This window comes from Psychrobacillus sp. FSL K6-4046 (genome assembly GCF_038624605.1).
Taxonomy (GTDB): Bacteria; Bacillota; Bacilli; order Bacillales_A; family Planococcaceae; genus Psychrobacillus.
Genome location: NZ_CP152020.1, coordinates 1466036 through 1486396, shown reverse-complemented (window position 1 = coordinate 1486396; position 20361 = coordinate 1466036). Strand labels below are relative to the sequence as shown.

The following is a 20361-nucleotide window of genomic DNA, read 5'->3' as shown; positions in this document are numbered from 1 at the left end:
AGAAATCATTGAAATTGATTTTTCGCACCAGCCGGACGCTTTCCTCGGGGTGAGCGATAAGCCATCACCCATCGCTTACGCGCGTGGTTGTGATGTCTTATCTGACTCACTCATCCCGTAGGAGTCGCCGTCTGGCGTTCCAATCAATACATGGAACAGCTTTAGCATTATTTATAAATCGCTAAAAATTTACTCGCGTAAACAAAGCTGAAAAATGTCACCAACCCCAATTTCATAATTTATTTATGATTTTAGTAGTCATTTGAAGGTCACTTATATATAGTTAACAGTCACTATAAATAAGAAATGTTAGTCAAAATAAACCCATAACTTTAACAAAGCTTTATATAAAAATAAAAGGATATCCCTAAATAATTCTTTCAAGGAATACCCTTTCAAACACTCACTTATTTATTGAAGCTATCTTCTTGTCTACTAATTGTATCATTCATCGGAAAGTCTTAGTTTTCTTTGGCTTTTTGGGTGTGGTTTTTTTCCGTATTTGGAGGCTGCTCCTGGAAACTATTAGGCTGCCTAGTATCTTTTTCATCTTTGGGATGAGCAGAATTACCTTGCTCTTGAAAGCTATTTGGTTGTCTCATATCTTTTTGTTCGTTTTTTTGTTGCATTAAGATTTCCTTCTTTCTCTAGATGGATTTACTATATATATTCCCTTTTAGAGATTAGTGAAACCCTTAGAGAAAAAATTAAGCCATCTGTATATAGATTACAGATGACTAGGACTTACGCGATTTGTTCATTGTTTTCTTCCATAAGACTGTTATAAATAGAAAGATCAGCCTCGTATGAATTTATATAGGTAGACAAGCTATGTTTTTTAACAAATTCTAAATGAACAGGATCTACTATTTTATATGTTTCGTTAAGTGTCTCCGCATTAGTCCAGGCTGTTTCCTCAAAGACAAGATTCATTTCATGTTCTTCTAAAATCACAGATAACATTTCTAAATTATTGTAAATTTCTTTTATCGAATGATTTCGTTTCATATGAAAAATTTCTTTTGTTCGCTCCAGAGTATTCATTAATGCAACACGATCCATGGCATGACCTAGCTCATGCATTGTTAGTATTTTAACATATAACTCCATTGTTAAAGAGCAAGGCATCTCTTCTATGGCTATAAATAATCTGTGCAAATCTACTCCGATATAATTGCCTATAAAGTTGTAGCTCATATTAATCCCTGAATTGTCTTTATAAACCTCCATGGTCATGTTAACCGAGTGCACTGTTGAATGGATTATTTCTTCTATATTATTTTGTGTTTTAACATCTGTCATTTTGTTTCTTTTTTACCCCTTATGTATTTATTCTTAGGACAAGTTTTCAATGAGTAATACTATATAACAATAACTAAAATTTTACAATATTTTTGCATACAATCTTAAATCACAATTCAAGTAAGTAAGTACATAATGAACTGTATATGCTTTTTAATAAGCAATTAGAAGTGTTTTTCACTTATCTGTGTCCAGGGGCACGCTAGTTGTGATCTCTTTTTAATTTTTATAATTCTATATCTAACATTATGTAACATGTGGTTATGACGACTAATTAAGATGTAATTATACTTATATCATTTCCGAGGAAATAAACAGTATTCTTTCTTTGAATACAAAAAGGAATTCTTTATAAGTATTATTTTAAAACCTTTAACCTGCGTGTATAAATCTGATATATTGTTATTTACAATATGCTAATAACCAAAAATACCCGAGTCATAATCGACTCGGGTATTGCAGAAATGGTCTTTTTTTTGTATATCAGATTGAAGAAATTAGTAATTAGTTATTACCTTGTTGACGAGTTTCCCCGCCCTTACGTCCAATTTCCTTATAAAAGTCTTTGTTATGGTTATCGGATGTGGCTTCTCCGCCTTTGCGTCCGATTTCCTCGTAGAATTCTTGTCCGTGATTATTGGAGGTAGCTTCTCCGCCTTTACGTCCTGCTTCTTCTACAGACATTTTACCATTATTGTTTCCTCGATTGTTTGTAGCCATTAAAATCATCCTCCTAGTAATAGTTAAAACTCACTATTTAGATTCTCTTAATATTTCATTCGGATTATTTTTAGTTCGGTTTTTAGAACTTGGATTTTAGTTAGAGATTAACATTTTAAGTTTATTCATATAGCCTTGAGTTTAATTGTTGTTGGAGTTGCCTCGCGACTCTCCGCCTTTTTTACCAATTTCTTTGTAAAAGTCTTTGTCATGGTTGTCGGAATTGGCTTCTCCGCCTTTACGTCCGATCTCCTCGTAGAATTCTTGTCCGTGATTATTGGAGGTAGCTTCCCCGCCTTTACGTCCTGCTTCTTCAAACGACATGTTTCCATTGTTATTTCTTCCGCGATTGTTTTGGTTGTTGTTAGCCATATTAATTCCTCCTCTTACTTTGTTTTTGAGCTACTATCAAGCTCACTAATCATATTCCCACCTATTAAAGACTAAAACATTTTATCCTTAAAATAGTGCCTTCCTCTCAAGTATTTAGTTAAAATAATATGTTTTTTAACTGTTCTATTACTTTTTTGAATGCAAGTTGATTGTCTACGTGTCTAAACGAATGAAATATATCTCCATACTTGCTAACTCTTTCTAAAACAATTGGAATAGTAAACAAAGTAGGACTCAGCTCCTTATTTACCTCTTCCCAATATAATGGAGTAGCGACAAATCCGCCTTCATTACCGCGAGTAGAATAAGGAGCAATAATTGTCTTTCCTTCATGATGCTGAACATAATCTAAGTAAAGCTTGTTTTCTCGATTCTTTTTCATGCGTTCCGTCGTAAAAAGATTTGGCTCCTGCTCACACAGAAAATCGCATACAAACTTAGTAAATACCCTGGTATTCTCATAAGAGAAGATACCTTTAGGTATTGGAATATAGATTTGCAACCCTTTCCCTCCCGACGTTTTAATAAATGAAACAAGAGAAAATTCATCAAAAATAGCCTTCATTCTAATAGCTGCTTCGACTGCCATCCAAAAATAATCAACGGATGGCGGATCTAAGTCAAAGACTATTTCTGTTGGCATCTCTGTATCAATTGTTTGAAAAGGAATGTGAAATTCTAGTGCTATCTGATTCCCTAGCCAAAGAAGTGTTTGTATATTGTTGCAAATAACGTACCGATTATCTTCAACCAGTTTTGTTTCAACATATTTAGGAATGTTATCCTCCCAATTCTTTTGATAAAAACGCTCGTCTCTTATTGTGCCATGAGGATATCGAATTACAGTTAAGAGTCTATTTCTTAAAAATGGGATGATATAAGATGAAACTCGTTGAAGATAATAGAGATAGTCCTCTTTTCTAATGTCATTTGAAACCCATAGAGGCTTATCTGGATGAGTTACCTTTACATTTTCGGGTATCGAGTATAATTGGAAATTAAATTGTTTTCTTGTGCACTCGGCCGGTTCACAGTCAAAGTTAAAACGATAGAATCTAGGTTCTCTTAATCTTTTACCGTCAAAATCAATAGAAGCAATATCCACACATATGGAAGGTTCAATAATCCACTTATTTTTTCCAACTGCTTGACCATTTGTATAAAAAAAGGATTGAAGTGTTTGAAGCTCCTCTTCCTTTAGCCCATGACTAAAGTTAACTACTTCAATTAACGACCCTTGATCATAAATTGCACCAAAAAAATAATTATTAGTTTTATCAAACGCGGTTAAAATGATCGTTGTAATCTTCCAATTTTTGATTTTTAGCCAATCAGTTGAACGCTTGCCTATTGCCCAAAAACTCTTCTTTTTCTTTGCAACCATACCTTCTCCATTATAAGCTACAATTTTTCCCCATAGCTGTTTACTCACTTTACTTTGTTCAATTATTTGTAGTCGTTTATTACTTTCACTATTAATAGTAGGGAGTTTAAGTTTCTTAAACATAGTACTAAGCTTCTCTCTACGACCAACAAGTGGCAAGTTATTAACTACCTCTCCTTTAATAGTTAAAAGATCAAAGATAACAAGATGGCAAGGGAATTTAGCAGCATGCTGTTCAATTGCATCTTTAGTTCTCATCCTGCCTCTTGTTTGAACGACTGTAAAATTACTCTTATAATTATTTACTAAATGTACAATCTCCCCGTCCATCACTATTGGTAAGTATGGTTTTATTTTGTCCTGAATAGAAAGACAAAATTGGATAATTTCTGGAAACATTTTATTAAGAACGTTCTCATTTCTACTTTTTATTATAGGTTCCTCATACCATTCTAATATACATCGAAAACCATCATATTTAGTTTCATATATCCAATCCTTATCTAAAGGAATTTCATCACTAGGAGTTAAAAGCATCGGTTTAATATTTTTTCCTCCTTTCTTTTTCATTAGCTTTTGATAAATTTATCTTCCTCATACATAAAACCAGTCGAAAGATATCATAGTAAGGGAAAAGAAAAGCAGGTGTAACACATATGCATACAGTTTGGAAAGGAAGCATCAGTTTTGGACTTGTCAATATTCCTGTAAAGCTTCATACTGCAACTGATAATAAAGATATTAAATTACGCCAACTTCATAAGGAATGCATGAAGCCTATTTCCTATAAAAAGGTTTGTGAGGGCTGTAGTGAAGAAGTGAAACCTGAAGATATCGTGAGGGCTTACGAGTATTCTAAAAACAAGTTTGTCGTCTTGGATGAAGAGGAACTTGAAAAGCTGCGAAAGGAAAATGAGGATAAAGCCGTACAAATAATCGATTTTGTGAAACTAGAAGAAATTGATCCTATCTATTTTGAAAAAAGCTATTTTTTAGCTCCTGACAGTGGTGGCTCTAAGGCATACTCCCTTTTAACAAAAGCTTTAGAGGAATCTGGCAAAATTGGCGTAGCTAAAATTATTATAAGAGCTAAAGAACAGCTAGCAGTTGTGCGTGTATACAAGGAATTGCTCGTTATGGAAACCATTCATTTCCCTGATGAAGTGAGAAAGGCTTCAGACGTTCCAAATATCCCACTTGACCAAACAGTCGTACAAAAGGAATTAGAAACTGCCTTGCTATTAGTCGAACAGCTAACTACTGAATTTAACCCTGAAAAATACACAGATGATTACCGCACTGCACTTATGGAATTAATCGAAGAGAAAAAAGTTAGCAGTCCGCCTATTGAAACGGACAGTAAACAACAGCCTGCAGCAACATCAAATGTTACGGATTTAATGGCAGCGTTACAAGCTTCCTTAGATAAAACAAAAAAGAAAAAGACGCCTGCTCGGAAAAGAACTCCAAAGGCAAAGACATCTTAAGCTTATTTTATATCAAAGCATACTTCCTGGATTCAATATACACATAATTTATTGTTATCAGCTTAAGCTAGTCCCAAGCCCTCTATATATTACGAGGGCTTTGTTTGATTTTAGGAACTCCTTTAACCTACAATAAAAGGAGAGACAATCATAAAAACTGACACTGTTGCAATAACATAAGTAACTGAATTGGGTAATTTTTTTCTTCCTTCTCCTTTATACCAACCTGAGAATTGAAGTTTATTTCTATATAGTACAAATAGTAATAATAAAATCGCCACGCCACCTAACCAAGAATAAGTTCCAACTTCGAACTTAGTATAGATTGCATTTAGTAAACCACTCAAAATTACTCCAAGGATTGCAAAAATGAAAATGATACGAAGAATTTCTAAAAGCATTCTTAAAACCATTTAAATGAATCTCCCCTTTAAGATCACCTAGAAGGTCATCCTTTTTTTGTTTTACTTGTAGCCATAAAGATAATAATAAGTGCTATGATTGCTATAAAAGCAAGAACTAGAATAGTAAATAAAAAACCAGGTAATGCTATTGTTGGCATTCTGGCACCTCCATTCACCTAATAATAGCACAGTTATTTTACATTTTAAACCATATATCGATTCTCTGTGTAGCAAATAAACACGAAATTCGAATATTATCTTTATTTAATAACATGAATGTTTCTAACACAGGGTCAACTTCATAAAGGAGATGTTTTATTTGCGCTTATGGCATCAACATTTACTAAGCTCTTTACCGAAATCCCAACTGTTGGCACAATGGCGTGAGTTAAACAGTATTTTTGTGAAAGAAGATCGCCATATTTTAATAAACTATATTTATAACTACCCAAAAGATGATCTGTTTGCTTATACCCAATTGGTCTTACTGGAAATGCGTAAACGCAACATAAATATACGTACAGTAGATAAAATGGAAAAACATTTTGAAGGCCGCTCTTATAAAACGTTAGCAAATCCATTTGAGCATCATCATACGAAAGAATATTTAGAGATATGTTATTTTAATCTAAAAGAAAAATTTATGCGTGGGCAGAAGGATTTTAATACTGAACAGTATGAATCCTTAATGTCCGTTTACAAAAAGCAAACGTGAATGTATATACATTCACGTCAGAGTGTAGACAAAAGGGTTGGAAATCGAAACGATTTCCAACCCTTTTGCTATTATCACAGTTCTGGAAAAAGAGCTAATTCAGCTCTCGATTTTGTTTGTTTTACGCCATTTTTGGCGTTTTCCGGGTACAGTTGGCCAACTTCTTAAGATTTAAGGCAGCAAAAGTTAGCATCGCCTGCATGGACAATTTTTTAAGACCCTTTAAGGTTGTCCATCGCATACTATGCTTTTCTTTGGCATCGGCAAAGACACGCTCGATCGTCTCTTTACGTTTCCCGTAAATTTCTTTCATTTCATAGTTATGACGTAAGTCCTTTTTCATGCGGGAATGGTTTCTTCCCATGCTTTTCCCGGTCGAGGTTGAGCTCCTCCTGGAGCCTCTTTTCATAAGCCCACGTCTCTTTACGAACAACCTTCTTCTCAAACTTTCTCTTATTGAGCACTAGCTTTCACATGGGTCGAATCAATAAAGACATGATCCGGGCTTAGGAGCCTACGATCTGCGACCTCCTTTAATACTCTGTAGAAAATCTGCTCGAATAGATCTGTGTCTGCAAAACGACGGACATAGTTTTTCCCGAAAGTTGAGAAATGGGGAACCTCGGTATGGAAACCAAAGCCTAGAAACCATCGGTATGCCATGTTGGTTTCAATCTCTTTAATGGTTTGGCGCATGGACCGTATACCAAAGGTATATTGGATAAAAGTCATCTTGATAAGTACCACTGGGTCAATACTAGGTCTCCCTATTGTCGAATAAAGGTTTTCAACCAATGGATAGATAAAGGAAAAATCAATTGCCGCATCTAACATACGAACAGGATGGTCTTGTGGTACCAACTGTTCAATAGTCAAGATTTCTAATTGTTCGCGTTCATTGGTTTGATTTTTCGTCATCATATCCATCACCTCATTCATTTTATAGGAGGCCCCGTTGATTGGAGCGAAGAACGGCGACTCCACCGGGAACAGCGCGAGCTGAAGACCCTGGACTGAGCGCAGCGAGGGAAGCGGCTGAAGCCGTGCCCGCGGAAAGCGTCCGTTCGTAGCGGAAATCAACTTTCCTCGCGTTACTTCTATTTTAAAAGAAAAAAGACTGTAGGCAAACTCCAAAATTTTTGGAGTTTGTCTACAGTCTGACGTGAATGTATATACATTCACGTTTCCTCATACCTTCATGCGTGTTTCTCTCCAATGGCGAAAATCATTTTTTCTTCTTCAATCGATCCTCATAAAACACATTAAAATTTGGATCCACCACGCCTATATTTAAATATCTAGCCTTGTAATCTCTTAATAACTCAAAGAATTTCTTGCTTAAAAATAGTAAGACAACTAAGTTTACGAAGGTAGGGATCGCTGTAGTAATATCAGCAAAATACCATACCGCCTTCCCAGGCAGGTTATACATCACAGCATAAACAACCATTAGGAACCCAGGTATTGGGTAAAGCCATTTAAACCAAAGCAAAATCTTATATTTTAACGTTAACTTCTTTTCATCCCCAAAGACTTGTCTTAACAAAATTTCATAGTACGTATACCAGCCTGTAGATGTAGTTAGACCGAAAAGGAAAATAGAAATAGTGATTACATATCTGCCAAATTCACCAATTCCAATTTCAAAAGCCGACAGTGTTAACGCAGCACCATCTAATCCTGAAGACCAGACACCAGTGATAATTATAGTAAATGCTGTTATTGTACAAACGATAATTGTATCTACAAATACTTCTACTGCTCCCCACATTCCTTGTTTAACCGGATGACTAGTTTTAGCCGTAGAGTGAATCATTGGAGATGTACCCCAGCCTGCCTCATTACTATAGACGGCTCTTGCTACACCCATGCGAATCACTTGAGCGATTGCTGCTCCAGCAAACCCGCCTACTGCAGCAGTTCCAGTGAAGGCACTATCGAATATTAAAGCAAAAACGGGAATAATCTCCGTGTAATTTTTAAAAATAATAAACAGTCCGGCCAGCACGTAGAAAATACACATAAAAGGTACAAGCCGCCCAGCTATTTCTCCAATTCGTTTAATTCCTCCATAAATAATAATATAAATAAGAATTAGATAGATGAAGGATGCCGGAATCATGTCTATATTAAATGAAGAGCTTAAAGCCTCGGAAATCGTATAATTTTGAAGCGTGATGAAGAATGTAGTAAATATTCCAACACCAAAAAGAATAGCAGGTACCTTCCAAAACTTAAAGTTCTTCTCTTCTCCTAAGCCTTTCTCCATATAATAAGTGGGTCCACCAAATGGTTGGCCTTTTTCATCTGTATTTCTGTAATGGACAGATAGAGTTACTTCTACTGTTTTCGTGATCATTCCTAATAAAGCGGTAAGCCACATCCACAGGACAGCACCAGGTCCTCCAATAGCTATAGCAGTTGCAACACCGCCTATATTCCCTACTCCTACACTGCCACCTATTGCAGTGCTTACTGCTTGAAATGGTGTTAATATACCCTTCGCATCAGCCGATTTGTCTCTTTTTTTAAACAAGTCCCCGAAAGTCACCTTGAAAATATGAGGCAAATAGCCAAATTGAAACAACTTACTTCCTATCGTAAAGTAGAGTCCTACAAAGAGAACTGTAAATATTAAAGGTAATCCCCATAGCCATCCAACTATTGTTTCCAACCATGCTTCCATACTGTAACCCCCTTATTTTATTATTTTCTATATTTTATTTCTCCACCGATAATAGTCATTTCTACTTCAGTTTCTAAAAGTTCATCCGCATTTTCCATACTAAACGGATTTTTGTTTAGAACAGTCATGTCCCCATACTTTCCTCTTTCTAAAGTTCCTTTCGTGTGTTCCTCATTAGTTGCGAAGGCCCCTCCAATGGTAAACATTTTAAACGCCTGGTACATGGAAATTTTCTCAGCTTCATTATAGCCTTGATGTACTTCTCCTATCTTTTTACGCGTAACGGCAGCATGAATGCCTAATAAAGGATTCAGTGGCTCTATTGGGGCATCAGAGCTACCGGCAGTGATTACACCTCGTTCTAGTAAAGTTTTAAATGGATAAGACATATTGGCACGAGTCTCTCCAAGTCGATCCACAATCCACGGATAATCGCTTGCTACGAATCTAGGTTGTACATCTATTATTCGATGAGGGCTTGCCAGACGTTCAATTAGTTCATTGTTTAAAATAGACACATGTATTAGCCTATCTCTATAAGCAACCGGCTTTAAATGATCCAGGTTGTCCAAAACGTCTATTAATGCCTGATCCCCTATGGTATGAACTGCAATAGGCATATTAAATTCTCTACAGTTTTTCATCAGCTCTAACAGTTCTTCTTTTTCATACATGGAGCTTCCATAGTTACTCGGACTATCAGCATAAGATTGGGATAATAGCGCCGTTCTTCCACCCAATGCTCCATCTGCAAAAAACTTTATTGCTCCAATCATCACTTTGTCGTTTCCAAATCCTGCAGGCATACCTGCATCCTTAAGTTCTTCTAGATACTTATAGTCAATTAAAAGATTACTTCGAGGACCCAAGCCCTCCTTATTGATAAGTTCATCAAACAATTTGTATGTTTGTTTAGCTCCATTTAAATATGTAGGATCGTTCGTATGTATACTGGTCATACCAACTTTTAATGCTGCCTCTAATCCCCATTTTAAAGCAGACTTGAGCTGTGCATAGCTTTTCGCTGGAATTCGGTCAGTAATTAGGTTAGAAGCTGTCTCAAGCAATAATCCAGTCGGTTTATTGGTTTCCAAACTAGTTACGACTGTTCCTCCAAAGGGTACTGGCATATCCGAATGATACCCACTTTGCTCTAAAGCCTTTGAATTTACTAGGAAGGCATGCCCACAAATTCTTGGTAAAAATAATGGGGAACCCGGTGAGACATAGTCTAATTCTTCAATGGAAGGAATTTGCTTGTCGGGGAAGATGTTTTCATCCCAGCCCCTACCTAGGATCCATTCACCCGGTTGAATAGAGCTAGCCTTGTTACTAATAACATTTAGCAACTTTTCTTTACTTTCAATTCCGGTCAGGTCTAACTCCTGTGCATTAATCCCTACACTCGAAATATGTAAATGACTGTCTATCAATCCTGGAAATACGTACTTACCATCCAAATCAATTACAGTCGCATTGTCTCTTCCCCAATGAAGGAGCATATCTTCATTCGTGCCTAAATCTACAATTTTCTCATGTTCTATTACAATAGTCTGAACTAGCGGCTCCCCTAAATTCATTGTAAAAATATTGCCGTTTGTATAGATTATTCTCATCTGCATTTTCCTCCCTTTTTCAACAAGATTTTTAGTCTATCAATTTATTTTAATATTCAGATATATATTATTCAATTTTATTTGTTATTTTAATAAATAAAAGCATATTAGAACTATACAGAAATACCGTTGTTGAATCTAATGTACTATACTTTCCTTGGGAATCGGCTTAGGCATTGTCTTTCTAGCAATTAGACTTGTAGTCATTGCCACTGATAATATAGTCATGATTGAGAGTAAAAAAGAATCCATGGAAAGTAAAAGTCCTCCCACTACCAAAACTAATGAATCGATTACAAAGATATTAATCCCTACATTTACACCTGTTTTGGCACTTATAAACTGCGCTATTAAATCCGTTCCACCTGTACTTGTCCGGTACCTAAGCATGAAACCTATCCCGATGCCTACCATCGAACCACCGACTATAGCACTTGGAACAGAATCGAAAACTACTATTGTACTGAATGGTTTAAGTAAATCAATAAAAAAAGAAGAAATAATCATTCCGTGCAAACTATTATAGAAATACTCACGGTATTTAAACCAAGCGATTACAAATATGGGAATACTAAAAAATATAATAGTAGCACCTGTTTTAAAACCCCATAAATAATTTAAGATTAACCCTATACCTATTACTCCACCGTCTAATATCTCATAGGGTACTAAAAACATATTTATTCCAAGTGCGATAAAAATACTGCCAAAGATAATTACTAATCCCTTTTTAAATAAATACATATGGACCTCCATTGTCTGGATATGTACTTAATTTATGTACAGTAGGAGGACAACATGTCTAAATCTTATTTGTTCTAAACAAAAAGAAGGTTAGTAGCGTCGAAACACTACTAACCTTCTTTTTTAAATGAATTATTTTAAACCAGTTTATATACTTCGACTATGCTTTTGGAGATACTTTTCTATGTCGTTATATAATCCACCCTGATTGGAATATCTAACATAATTCTTGGCTGTTCGTAGCCAATCCAATGTAGATGGCTGCTGATTACTTAGTGCCTCCAGCATATCATCTGTATTTAAAGGTCTTTCGTTCCCAGTAGTTAAAATTTCAGAAAGGACATTTTCTGATGCAATTTCTATGACGTTTTCAATATCTGCTCCAGAGAAAAACTCTGTTTTTTGGGCTAACAGCTCTACATTAATATTTTCCGCATACCGATCGCTCAGCTTAAGCTGGAAGATCTGCTTCCTCGCTTCTTCATCTGGAGGTGCTACAAATATGAGTCTGTCAAATCTTCCTGGACGCTTGAGTGCATTATCTACATCCCATGGAGTATTAGTAGCAGCCATGACTAGCACTTCATCTGTACTTGTATCAATACCCTCCATTTCGGAAAGAAATGTATCAATTATCCCCCTATGAGTTGCAGAGGATTTTGAACGGCTAAAGCCGATTGTATCTACCTCATCAAAGAACATAATGCTTGGTTTCTGAAAGCGCGCTTTGTCAAAGATGCCCTTTAAATTTCTTTCGCTAACACCTATGTAAGGATCAATGATGTCTGTAATATGCACCGGATAGAAGTTTGCTTTACATTCTCCCGCTGTTGCTCTCGCAATAAATGTTTTACCGCATCCTGGAGGACCATAGAGCAGCACCCCACCACCTGATTTTTTCTTAAACTTCGCAAACAACCCTTTATTGTAAAAGGGACTAATAATACGGAGCGTGATCGTTTTCTTTAAATCCTCTAAGCCAGCAACGTCTTCAAAAGTAATATGGTGAGATTTCTTATTAACCGTCTTAGGCTTTTCCTCTCCATCAATTACCTTTAGTTTTGTCTTTAATAAACTCAAGTTATCTTTTTGTTCAACTAAATAATCTGCTTCTACTGCTTCTTCCTGCAAACTAGTAGGTACAGCAGTTTGAGTGCTCTCAGTATTTTGCAGATTCATACTTACGATAGATAACTCTTGAATTATTTCCTTTCGAAGTTCATCGTCTTCACAGCAAGAAAGAGCAGTAGATAGGGATTGCACTGCCTCAAAAAGATTGCCACTTTCTGCTTGTTCCTTCGCTAGCCAATAATGTGCTTGAGGGTCTTGAGGGCTTTGTTCTACCATCTGATGGAGCCATTTTATTTTTTCCACTTACTCACCTTCTTCTCTTTAATAATAATTTCACTATTGGTTCTGACACCCAAATATAAATACAAAATACAACGTATAAAGAAAATAAAGCTCCACCTGCAGTATCAAAATCTAATGAAAACAAAAGAATAGATAAGCCAATCCCCACAATCCATGTATAGTGCATACCTATTTTATGAGCCCAGCGACTAATGGCTAGTAATGGATGGTTTATAATCTCTAATTCTTGAAGAATATTTAATAGCTTCTCATTATTCGGATCTAATGCAAATGCCTGGCGAAAATATTCCTCTGCCTCTTTTGTTTTATTTCGATTTTTGGCCGTTACCCCTAAGTGAAGAAGTTTGTTCAGTTCGTTATCATTTGAATTAATATAAGTTTGAATGGTATCTAAATGATCTTTTTCTTTTTTTTCGTCACCTTCGATTAAATAATGTTACCGTAGAATACGTCCGTCCTCAGGATCTAATTCAATCGCTTTTTTTATTAACCTCGAAGCCTTTTTGTTTTGACCTACACTCTTCATCAAATATGCATAGCTAGCATGAATATCTGCATTATTAGGATTCAGTCGAAGTGCTTCAAGAAATGCTTTTTCAGACTCCGGCCACTCTTCCATGGAATAATAGATTAAACCCAACAGATGAAAAGCAGATTCCTCGTTTATACCTAATCGTAGAGCTTCCTTTACTTCCTTCTCAGCTAACTCAAAATTGTTTAGACTATAATGACTGTATCCAAGATAATACCAGGCTTTTTCATTATTCATGTGCTCATCCATATTATTCTCTAGCATTTCTATAACCTGTTCATAACGGTCCATCTGAAAATAATGTTCTATTAAATCAAATGAATTCATCTCTTTCTGAATCATTCTATAGTCACCTTCCCCAGCATCTATATAAGAGAAATAGTTATTATTAATATCATTTCTACTGCCACACTGGTAATACACCAAATGATGCCAGGAACAACAAGTGACTTGGTATCACCCTTTGTAGACACATGTAAATTAAATGAGCCCTTTAACAAATTATAAACAGCTGCGAAGCATACAATTGCCATTACACTCCCCATTAATCTATAAGTAGATCTTTCAATATCAATCATTTGATGGGTATAGGCATAGATTAAAAAAAATTTCAAAATAAACAGCACAGAAATTATGCTTAAAAGTGTATACAAAACCTTCTTTTTAACTTTAAGCCAAATAGCATTCTGTAAACCAAGTGCGCTAATCGCTACAAGCTGCCCAAGAGCCGCCACGACAAATAAACTCGATAAATTATAGCTTTTCGTTTCCTCTATTTGTTCTCCTGATAAACTAGGAGAATAAAGATCTCCCTCCATTTAGTATTTCCTCCCTTCCTACTTATGGTATATACATAATTTTCTATTTATTCCATTGTAAAGTCAAATGATTTCCTATCCATTTTCATTAATATAAAAAGCTTTCCACCCTCGTAAGAGTGGAAAGCTTTTCGTTTTATATCACCATTTGCATTATATAAACCGTAGTCATTGACGATTAAAGAATGACTTGTATATCATTGGTACCACTATGGTAAGAAATAGAATTCCAACTATAAGACTAATAGCCCACACAAGTCCGTAAGACTCATAGATAAAAACCGCTAACATGGTAAAAGATATAGCAATTATAACACTTATTAAGCTGCTCATGACAATCGACCATCACCCTTTTGTTGAATTTCTCACATCAAACCCTAAATCAAGTCACTTAAAATCCCATTCTATTTATTTTTTCCTTAATCATTCTTCTAAAACTTCACGTAGATCCCGACAACTTTTACAGCATATTAAGAGTTCACCATACATAGCCTTTGAAAGATCATAGGTATTCATTTTATATCTCCATCTACATTATGAAAACCGTCTTTATATTCAAGGTTTCCAACATCTAAATGATATCCTAAATACAATCCAATAGTGACAAAACTTGAATAACAGCTATCCATTTCCCGCTCTTTAATGAAAGATAGAGCTAGTCTTCCTTTAGATTAACGTTGCAATTTTCCATACCCCATGTTTTATAAACTGCATCAATACATTCATTATATAGATTTTTATAAACCTTTGGAATATCAAAATGAGCTTTTCCTAGACAAAACTCAACCAAAAACTTTAACATAACCTTACTTTAAAACATTTTTCTTATGCCACTTAAGATACTTTTTATGCTCTTCCTGTCGTTTTATACGTATTTTCGAATGAATCATATACTTTTCGTAATCCATTTCTTTTATGCGATCTGAAATATGGATTTTACCTTGACCATCAAATGCAATATACCCCTTTGAATATAATGCATCATGGTTAGAGCAAAGCAAGATTCCATTAAAGGGATCCATTTTTTCTTCCTCTGTACTGTCTTTCCAAGCCTTTGCTGGTGAAGCATGTAACAAATCTGAAGAATTAATGCTACAGATAGCACATTCATTATCCCAGATCGGAGAAAGGGCTAGCTTAAACCTTTGCTTACCTTTACGGATTTTTGACTTTGCCTCCGACTCCATTATTGCTATGATTTGTAGTAGGAGATTGCGTTCCTTAAACAGAACTGGACTGATCGCAAATTCCAGCTGTTCTTGTTTTTCCAGGTTTACATTCATCTCGGCTATTAACTCTAGAAGCTTGATAGCCAATAGCTCGTTACAGGGATAAAGATACCCTTGGTTCCCATCCCCGTTTTCTTGAAAAGCTGAATACTTTATTGGGAGTAATAACTCTATCTCTTGAAAATGTTCCTTAATGCTTAAAGGGTTATGTAATTCCTCATAAGATGTTTCTACTAGATATCCCTTTTTCTGATATTCCTCATCATAAGGATTAGCTGCTTCGTAGTAATCTCTTTTAGCAATACTAACTGCCACAATGTCCCCTTTTACATAATGGAAAATACAGTCCCCTGCTTGCACTTCTTTCATACGCTCCCAAAATGGCAGTCGCATCCCACTCTTATCAACCTGTTTGGACCAAATAATACTGTGCTGTTTTTCTTCTATATACGTTTGTCCTTGCATGACAATATAAAAATTCATTTAAATACCTACCTCTACTCTCCATCAAAACCATATTTTCATTATAGCAAAAAAATATCAGTATTTTATACAATTAGCTCACTTCCAATATTAGTATGTGCAAATTTATATTCTTTCTCTTTACTTTCCATCATTAACAAAAATAAGAGGAAAAATATATGAAAATAACTTCTATAATATGATAAGGTATAATATCTAGAACTCTAATTTAGAAGGTGAAGATGTGTTAGAAGTAAACGAAAGTAAGTTAGATCAATATATCGTACATTATGTAGGTGAATCTCTCATTTTAGGTGATGAAGCTTATGTGCAGCCTGAGGTAATGCTAGAAGCTACTTTTACTCAGTTGGCTTTTAATAAGGTGGATTTTGAGCAGCAATATGAATTTTTTCATCAAACAGATTTGGGATTAAACGAAGTCTACACATATATCAATAGTATTTTTGATAATAGTAATAGTTTCCTTGAGCAATCCAAAAATATAGCGGTTCATCTCCAAAGTGTTTCCCAGCATCCTAATATAAAGCACGGTGAATTATTTATTGGATTATTTGATAACTGCATATGGAATAATGAGTCTAAAAAAGCCATTTCAATCGTGAAGATTGATGAGAAGGAAATGTATTTAGACATAAAAAATGAACAACAAAAAGTCACGGTAAATGGTGTAGATGGGATCAACGTAAAGAAAATAAATAATATAGCAGTAATTGTCGATATGGGGCCAGACAATCCTCCTGCAGTTTTTATGAAAACGAAGAAAAAAGAAGATGTTGTTTATTGGCAAGAACGTTTTCTAAATATAAAAATAGCGGATGAGCACTTCCATAAAACTAATTTAGCTTTAACTGAATGTAAAAAGCTGATTGTGAAAGAAGAAAACTTTTCAAATACAGAAAAGCTTGGGCTTCTAAATAAGACCTTAGATTATTTTAGAAATGAAGAAGCATTTGAAGTGGACGAGTATATTGAAACAGTATTCGAAAAAGCTGATCAAGTCCAAAAAGACATTATCATTAACTCCGTAAAGCCTTATGAAACAGTAATATCTGAAAGTGCCATAGCTAAAGCAGAAAAGAATTACAAACGAAAGATCAAATTAGATTCTAATATCGAGATACAAGTTAACGTGCGGGATATCGAGCAGGTGGATCAGCTAATAGAGGTTGGTTATGATGAGGTAACTAATCGAAAATTTTATAAGATCTATTTCCAAGAAGAGCTTTGATAATAGATTATATATAACTTAAAAGGCTATATTCAGTGGGAGTTCACCACTGATATATAGCCTTTTTGTTTCAAATTAATTTTCTACAACTTCTGTTTTTTGATGTTTCTTTTCACTTTCCGTTACGTATAATGCACACGTTAAGTCACCTGTACAATTTACCATCGTACGTGTCATATCAAGTAAACGGTCAATACCTAAGATTAATGCGATTCCTTCAACAGGTAAGTTAACGGACTCAAGCACCATTGCTAGCATAATCATACCAGCTCCAGGTACTGCTGCAGTACCTATAGATGCAAGCACAGCAGTTAATACTACCGTTAGCATTTGGATAAACGTTAAGTCTACTCCATATACTTGGGCAATAAAAATCGTTGCTACACCTTGCATTATAGCTGTCCCATCCATATTAACCGTCGCCCCTAAAGGCTGAACAAAGCTACTAATACCTTTTGGTACGCCTAGTTTTTTCTGAGCGATTTCCATAGAGACAGGTAATGTTGCACTACTGCTGGACGTACTAAAAGCAACAGTTAAAGCAGGTAAGTATGCTTTTATGACCTTCAAAGGATTTTGTTTAGCTAAGAATTTCAACGAAGCCCCATAAACGACAATGGAATGAACAGCTAAGGCAAGGAAAACTACTAGCATGTACATAAACATTACTTTTAAAGCATCAAAGCCTTGTTTCCCTACTGCGGAAGCAATTAATCCAAATGTTCCGATTGGAGCAAATTTCATTACTAAAGTTACTAAGAACATCATTAATTCATTTGCCTGCTCCATAAATCTTTGTACACTCTCTACTTTACTTCCGAGATAACTAATACCTAAGCCTATAAATACAGCAAAGAATATAATTTGAAGCATGTCCCCACTAGCCATTGCATCTATAGGGTTCGCAGGGATTATACCAAGTAACGTTTCAGAAACAGGTGGTGCTTCTGTCGCCTCATAGTCAACAGCCTTAGTTTCAAAATTTCCGCCTTTTCCTGGTTGTATAGCTAAAGCCAAAATGATTCCGATAGTAATTGCTAAAGCAGTTGTTGCTAAAAAGAATGTCATTGCCTTGGCACCCATTCGACCGAGCGATTTAGGATCACCAATATTTGCGACCCCTACAACAATCGAGAAGAATACAAGAGGTACAATTAACATCTTAATTAAGTTTAGAAAGATAGTTCCAAGCGGTGTAAATAAAAAGCTATCTGCTGTCGAGAAAAATTCCGGTGCTGTTATATTTAACACTACCCCTACAATTGCACCTAACACTAACGCCCACAATATCTTAGTCGCTAATTTCATCTGATCACCCTTTACTATTATTATATAAATAATTTATTAGTTTTTTAATTATGCTAAGCACACTAAATCAGAGTAACCGTGTTTTCAATTGAACAGAGAAGAATCATTAAGTATTAATGATATTTTATTATGTATTTCTAATTAAAAATTCAATATTTTCTAAAAACACGATATCCTATTAACTAAATTGCTAGCCTAACTAATAAATTTTTATTATTTCTTAACTTCACTTTATATTCCACAAATTGAACCATTCTAATCCTAATATAATAAAAATTTTATATTATTTTTAAAACATTTGATTTATTAAAAAAATCAACTATCTGTTCTACTTGTTCCTCATCCTAAATCTAGATTCTTTTATATTAAAATAGCATCATTCCCAATAAAGAGAGTGACGCTATTTATGATGTAATTTAAATGAAGATACCAACTAACGTTGCTGTTAGGAAAGATACCATAGTAGCAGCGACTAATAACTTAAGACCATGTTTTGAAATGATAGAAGCTTTCTCGCCATTAATTGCTTGAAGAGAACCGCTGACAATTCCAATTGAACTGAAATTCGCAAAACTTATTAAGAATACAGATACGACTGCAACTGTTTTCTCAGATAAGTTAGGAATTTGATCTCTGAATTGTAGCATTGCTACAAATTCATTAGTTGCAAGCTTCGTCCCCATCGTTTGTCCAGCTATTAAAATCTCGCTTGCAGGTACACCCATTAACCAAGCAACTGGTGCAAATACATATCCTAAAATCTCAGTAAAAGTAATACCCATTGCAGCTTGGAACCCTGCATCTATTAACGCCATTAAACCTACATAAGCAACAAGCATAGCAGCAACGATTAATGCTACTCTACCACCATCTAAAGCGCCCATTGAGATAGACTCAAACAATGATTTAGCCTGTGATGCTTCCTTGATGTCAATAACTTCTTCTTCTGTTGAAGAATCCGGAGCAATAATTATACCGATGATCAAACCTGATAAAGCATTTAAAGCCATGGCACCTAAAACATATTTAGCTGGCAGCATCGTAATATATGAACCCATTATAGATGCGGATGCAGATGCCATAGATGTAATAGCCATCACAAATAATTTGTTTTTATCCATCTTAAGGACATGTGATTTAATAGCTAAAATACCTTCTGATTGACCGAAGAAAATATTATTTACCGCATGGAAAGTACTTACACGAGATAACCCTGTAATTTTAGATAAGAATCCACCTAAATACTTAATAATGATTGGTAGAACACGTAAGTAAGTTAAAACCGAAAGTAGCATAGATGTAAAGATAAGAATCACTAATACATTGATAAAGAATACGGATCCACCTTCTGGTACCCATCCACCTACTACAAAGTTAACCCCTTCTCGTCCAATGTTAATGACTTTAGTAAACCCATTCCCAATTCCTTCTATTACAGTTAATCCTACTGTAGTTTTAAACATGATTAATGTTAAAACGACTTGAAGAACCAACATAACCCCAACAGCTCTATAATTAATTGCTTTCTTATTATTGCTTATGAGATAAGCTAATCCTAAGACTACAACTAACCCCAGTATTCCAATTAAAATTGACATTCTCTCTACCTCAATTTTTCTATATTTTAGTTTCAACAGCTATTACTTGTTGTTTTTTGTTAGTTCGCAAAAGCACTAAAGTCTCTTTCTAAAGAAGTACAGAGTAAGTTCTAAATAATTTTAGAAAACGTGATTGGGACCGCTTTCAAAACCATGTGAAATGTAGATTGATGTCTCAACTGATTTCCATTATCGTTTAAAATTAGTAAACAAAAACGCTTTCAAAAAATAATATTTTAAAATTACTGGATGTGCTTCTTCTGCGTTGCTTCTAGTACTTTTACTCGTTTTGTCATTCTACATTGAAAATATTATTTTAGTCAAATAATTAATATTTTAA

The 20361-nt window shown here is 35.0% G+C and carries 18 protein-coding genes and 1 pseudogene; 3 read left to right on the top strand and 16 right to left on the bottom strand.

The genetic code is table 11. The features are described 5' to 3' along the window. Nucleotides 1-461 precede the first annotated feature (461 nt). The 5 genes from MKY09_RS07265 to MKY09_RS07245 form a co-directional block, all read right to left on the bottom strand. A complete protein-coding gene (locus MKY09_RS07265) occupies nucleotides 462-629 on the bottom strand; it encodes a hypothetical protein (protein WP_298471596.1) in 168 nt (55 codons plus the stop codon). A gap of 115 nt (nucleotides 630-744) precedes the next feature. Next, nucleotides 745-1302 carry an integrase gene (locus MKY09_RS07260; protein WP_298471598.1) on the bottom strand — a complete coding sequence of 186 codons (558 nt, stop codon included), beginning with the start codon at nucleotides 1300-1302 and terminating at the stop codon, nucleotides 745-747. 504 nt (nucleotides 1303-1806) lie between these two features. Then, entirely contained in the window at nucleotides 1807-2022 is a 216-nt protein-coding gene (locus MKY09_RS07255) for a KGG domain-containing protein (RefSeq protein ID WP_298471600.1), read from the bottom strand. Nucleotides 2023-2163: 141 nt separating this feature from the next. After that, nucleotides 2164-2394, bottom strand: coding sequence for a KGG domain-containing protein (locus MKY09_RS07250; protein ID WP_298471603.1), 231 nt, complete (start codon nucleotides 2392-2394; stop codon nucleotides 2164-2166). A gap of 118 nt (nucleotides 2395-2512) precedes the next feature. Next, nucleotides 2513-4369 carry a DNA ligase D gene (locus MKY09_RS07245; RefSeq protein WP_342567979.1) on the bottom strand — a complete coding sequence of 619 codons (1857 nt, stop codon included), beginning with the start codon at nucleotides 4367-4369 and terminating at the stop codon, nucleotides 2513-2515. A gap of 86 nt (nucleotides 4370-4455) precedes the next feature. Here MKY09_RS07245 and MKY09_RS07240 point away from each other — a divergent pair, with 86 nt between their 5' ends. Next, a complete protein-coding gene (locus MKY09_RS07240; protein ID WP_342567978.1) occupies nucleotides 4456-5286 on the top strand; it encodes a Ku protein in 831 nt (276 codons plus the stop codon). A 122-nt stretch (nucleotides 5287-5408) separates the two neighbouring features. Here MKY09_RS07240 and MKY09_RS07235 read toward each other — a convergent pair whose 3' ends face one another. Then, a complete protein-coding gene (locus MKY09_RS07235) occupies nucleotides 5409-5699 on the bottom strand; it encodes a hypothetical protein (protein WP_342567977.1) in 291 nt (96 codons plus the stop codon). A gap of 310 nt (nucleotides 5700-6009) precedes the next feature. Here MKY09_RS07235 and MKY09_RS07230 point away from each other — a divergent pair, with 310 nt between their 5' ends. Continuing rightward, nucleotides 6010-6405, top strand: a complete 396-nt coding sequence (locus MKY09_RS07230) for a pyrimidine dimer DNA glycosylase/endonuclease V (RefSeq protein ID WP_342567976.1) — start codon at nucleotides 6010-6012, stop codon at nucleotides 6403-6405. A gap of 121 nt (nucleotides 6406-6526) precedes the next feature. Here the strand turns inward: MKY09_RS07230 and MKY09_RS07225 are convergent. The 8 genes and pseudogenes from MKY09_RS07225 to MKY09_RS07190 all read right to left on the bottom strand — a co-directional run bounded on the left by MKY09_RS07225 (nucleotide 6527) and on the right by MKY09_RS07190 (nucleotide 15887). Then, a pseudogene (locus MKY09_RS07225) lies at nucleotides 6527-7326 on the bottom strand (transposase). 304 nt (nucleotides 7327-7630) lie between these two features. Continuing rightward, nucleotides 7631-9091, bottom strand: a complete 1461-nt coding sequence (locus MKY09_RS07220) for an amino acid carrier protein (RefSeq protein ID WP_342567975.1) — start codon at nucleotides 9089-9091, stop codon at nucleotides 7631-7633. Nucleotides 9092-9111: 20 nt separating this feature from the next. Next, complete coding sequence (locus MKY09_RS07215) at nucleotides 9112-10707, bottom strand: amidohydrolase (protein WP_342567974.1); 1596 nt, start codon at nucleotides 10705-10707, stop codon at nucleotides 9112-9114. A gap of 138 nt (nucleotides 10708-10845) precedes the next feature. Beyond that, nucleotides 10846-11451: a YitT family protein gene (locus tag MKY09_RS07210; protein ID WP_342567973.1), complete on the bottom strand. Its 606-nt coding sequence runs from the start codon at nucleotides 11449-11451 to the stop codon at nucleotides 10846-10848. A gap of 147 nt (nucleotides 11452-11598) precedes the next feature. Continuing rightward, the gene (locus MKY09_RS07205) at nucleotides 11599-12825 is read right to left on the bottom strand and encodes an ATP-binding protein (RefSeq protein WP_342567972.1); all 1227 of its coding nucleotides are present in this window, start codon (nucleotides 12823-12825) and stop codon (nucleotides 11599-11601) included. A gap of 436 nt (nucleotides 12826-13261) precedes the next feature. Beyond that, nucleotides 13262-13699 carry a tetratricopeptide repeat protein gene (locus tag MKY09_RS07200; protein ID WP_342567971.1) on the bottom strand — a complete coding sequence of 146 codons (438 nt, stop codon included), beginning with the start codon at nucleotides 13697-13699 and terminating at the stop codon, nucleotides 13262-13264. Between the two features lie 23 nt (nucleotides 13700-13722). After that, nucleotides 13723-14175 carry a hypothetical protein gene (locus tag MKY09_RS07195; RefSeq protein WP_342567970.1) on the bottom strand — a complete coding sequence of 151 codons (453 nt, stop codon included), beginning with the start codon at nucleotides 14173-14175 and terminating at the stop codon, nucleotides 13723-13725. A gap of 806 nt (nucleotides 14176-14981) precedes the next feature. Next, nucleotides 14982-15887 (bottom strand): HNH endonuclease, encoded by a 906-nt coding sequence (locus MKY09_RS07190; RefSeq protein WP_342567969.1) that lies wholly within the window; start codon nucleotides 15885-15887, stop codon nucleotides 14982-14984. 223 nt (nucleotides 15888-16110) lie between these two features. Between MKY09_RS07190 and MKY09_RS07185 the strand changes: the two genes are divergently transcribed. Beyond that, nucleotides 16111-17115, top strand: a complete 1005-nt coding sequence (locus MKY09_RS07185; RefSeq protein WP_342567968.1) for a hypothetical protein — start codon at nucleotides 16111-16113, stop codon at nucleotides 17113-17115. A gap of 75 nt (nucleotides 17116-17190) precedes the next feature. On the opposite strand, the gene MKY09_RS07180 is transcribed toward MKY09_RS07185, so the two are convergent. Further along, on the bottom strand, nucleotides 17191-18423 hold the full coding sequence (locus MKY09_RS07180) for a dicarboxylate/amino acid:cation symporter (protein ID WP_342567967.1): 1233 nt from the start codon (nucleotides 18421-18423) through the stop codon (nucleotides 17191-17193). Between the two features lie 416 nt (nucleotides 18424-18839). Beyond that, nucleotides 18840-20021: a nucleoside transporter C-terminal domain-containing protein gene (locus MKY09_RS07175; RefSeq protein WP_342567966.1), complete on the bottom strand. Its 1182-nt coding sequence runs from the start codon at nucleotides 20019-20021 to the stop codon at nucleotides 18840-18842. Between the last annotated feature and the right edge of the window lie 340 nt (nucleotides 20022-20361).

Bases quoted from the DNA above. Each gene is read 5' to 3' on its own strand.
- MKY09_RS07235 (WP_342567977.1), bottom strand. From the start codon at position 5,699: ATGGTTTTAAGAATGCTTTTAGAAATTCTTCGTATCATTTTCATTTTT.
- MKY09_RS07190 (WP_342567969.1), bottom strand. From the start codon at position 15,887: ATGAATTTTTATATTGTCATGCAAGGACAAACGTATATAGAAGAAAAA.
- MKY09_RS07200 (WP_342567971.1), bottom strand. From the start codon at position 13,699: ATGATTCAGAAAGAGATGAATTCATTTGATTTAATAGAACATTATTTT.
- MKY09_RS07240 (WP_342567978.1), top strand. From the start codon at position 4,456: ATGCATACAGTTTGGAAAGGAAGCATCAGTTTTGGACTTGTCAATATT.
- MKY09_RS07245 (WP_342567979.1), bottom strand. From the start codon at position 4,369: ATGAAAAAGAAAGGAGGAAAAAATATTAAACCGATGCTTTTAACTCCT.
- MKY09_RS07210 (WP_342567973.1), bottom strand. From the start codon at position 11,451: ATGTATTTATTTAAAAAGGGATTAGTAATTATCTTTGGCAGTATTTTT.
- MKY09_RS07220 (WP_342567975.1), bottom strand. From the start codon at position 9,091: ATGGAAGCATGGTTGGAAACAATAGTTGGATGGCTATGGGGATTACCT.
- MKY09_RS07250 (WP_298471603.1), bottom strand. From the start codon at position 2,394: ATGGCTAACAACAACCAAAACAATCGCGGAAGAAATAACAATGGAAAC.
- MKY09_RS07175 (WP_342567966.1), bottom strand. From the start codon at position 20,021: ATGTCAATTTTAATTGGAATACTGGGGTTAGTTGTAGTCTTAGGATTA.
- MKY09_RS07265 (WP_298471596.1), bottom strand. From the start codon at position 629: ATGCAACAAAAAAACGAACAAAAAGATATGAGACAACCAAATAGCTTT.
- MKY09_RS07195 (WP_342567970.1), bottom strand. From the start codon at position 14,175: ATGGAGGGAGATCTTTATTCTCCTAGTTTATCAGGAGAACAAATAGAG.
- MKY09_RS07215 (WP_342567974.1), bottom strand. From the start codon at position 10,707: ATGAGAATAATCTATACAAACGGCAATATTTTTACAATGAATTTAGGG.
- MKY09_RS07260 (WP_298471598.1), bottom strand. From the start codon at position 1,302: ATGACAGATGTTAAAACACAAAATAATATAGAAGAAATAATCCATTCA.
- MKY09_RS07255 (WP_298471600.1), bottom strand. From the start codon at position 2,022: ATGGCTACAAACAATCGAGGAAACAATAATGGTAAAATGTCTGTAGAA.
- MKY09_RS07180 (WP_342567967.1), bottom strand. From the start codon at position 18,423: ATGAAATTAGCGACTAAGATATTGTGGGCGTTAGTGTTAGGTGCAATT.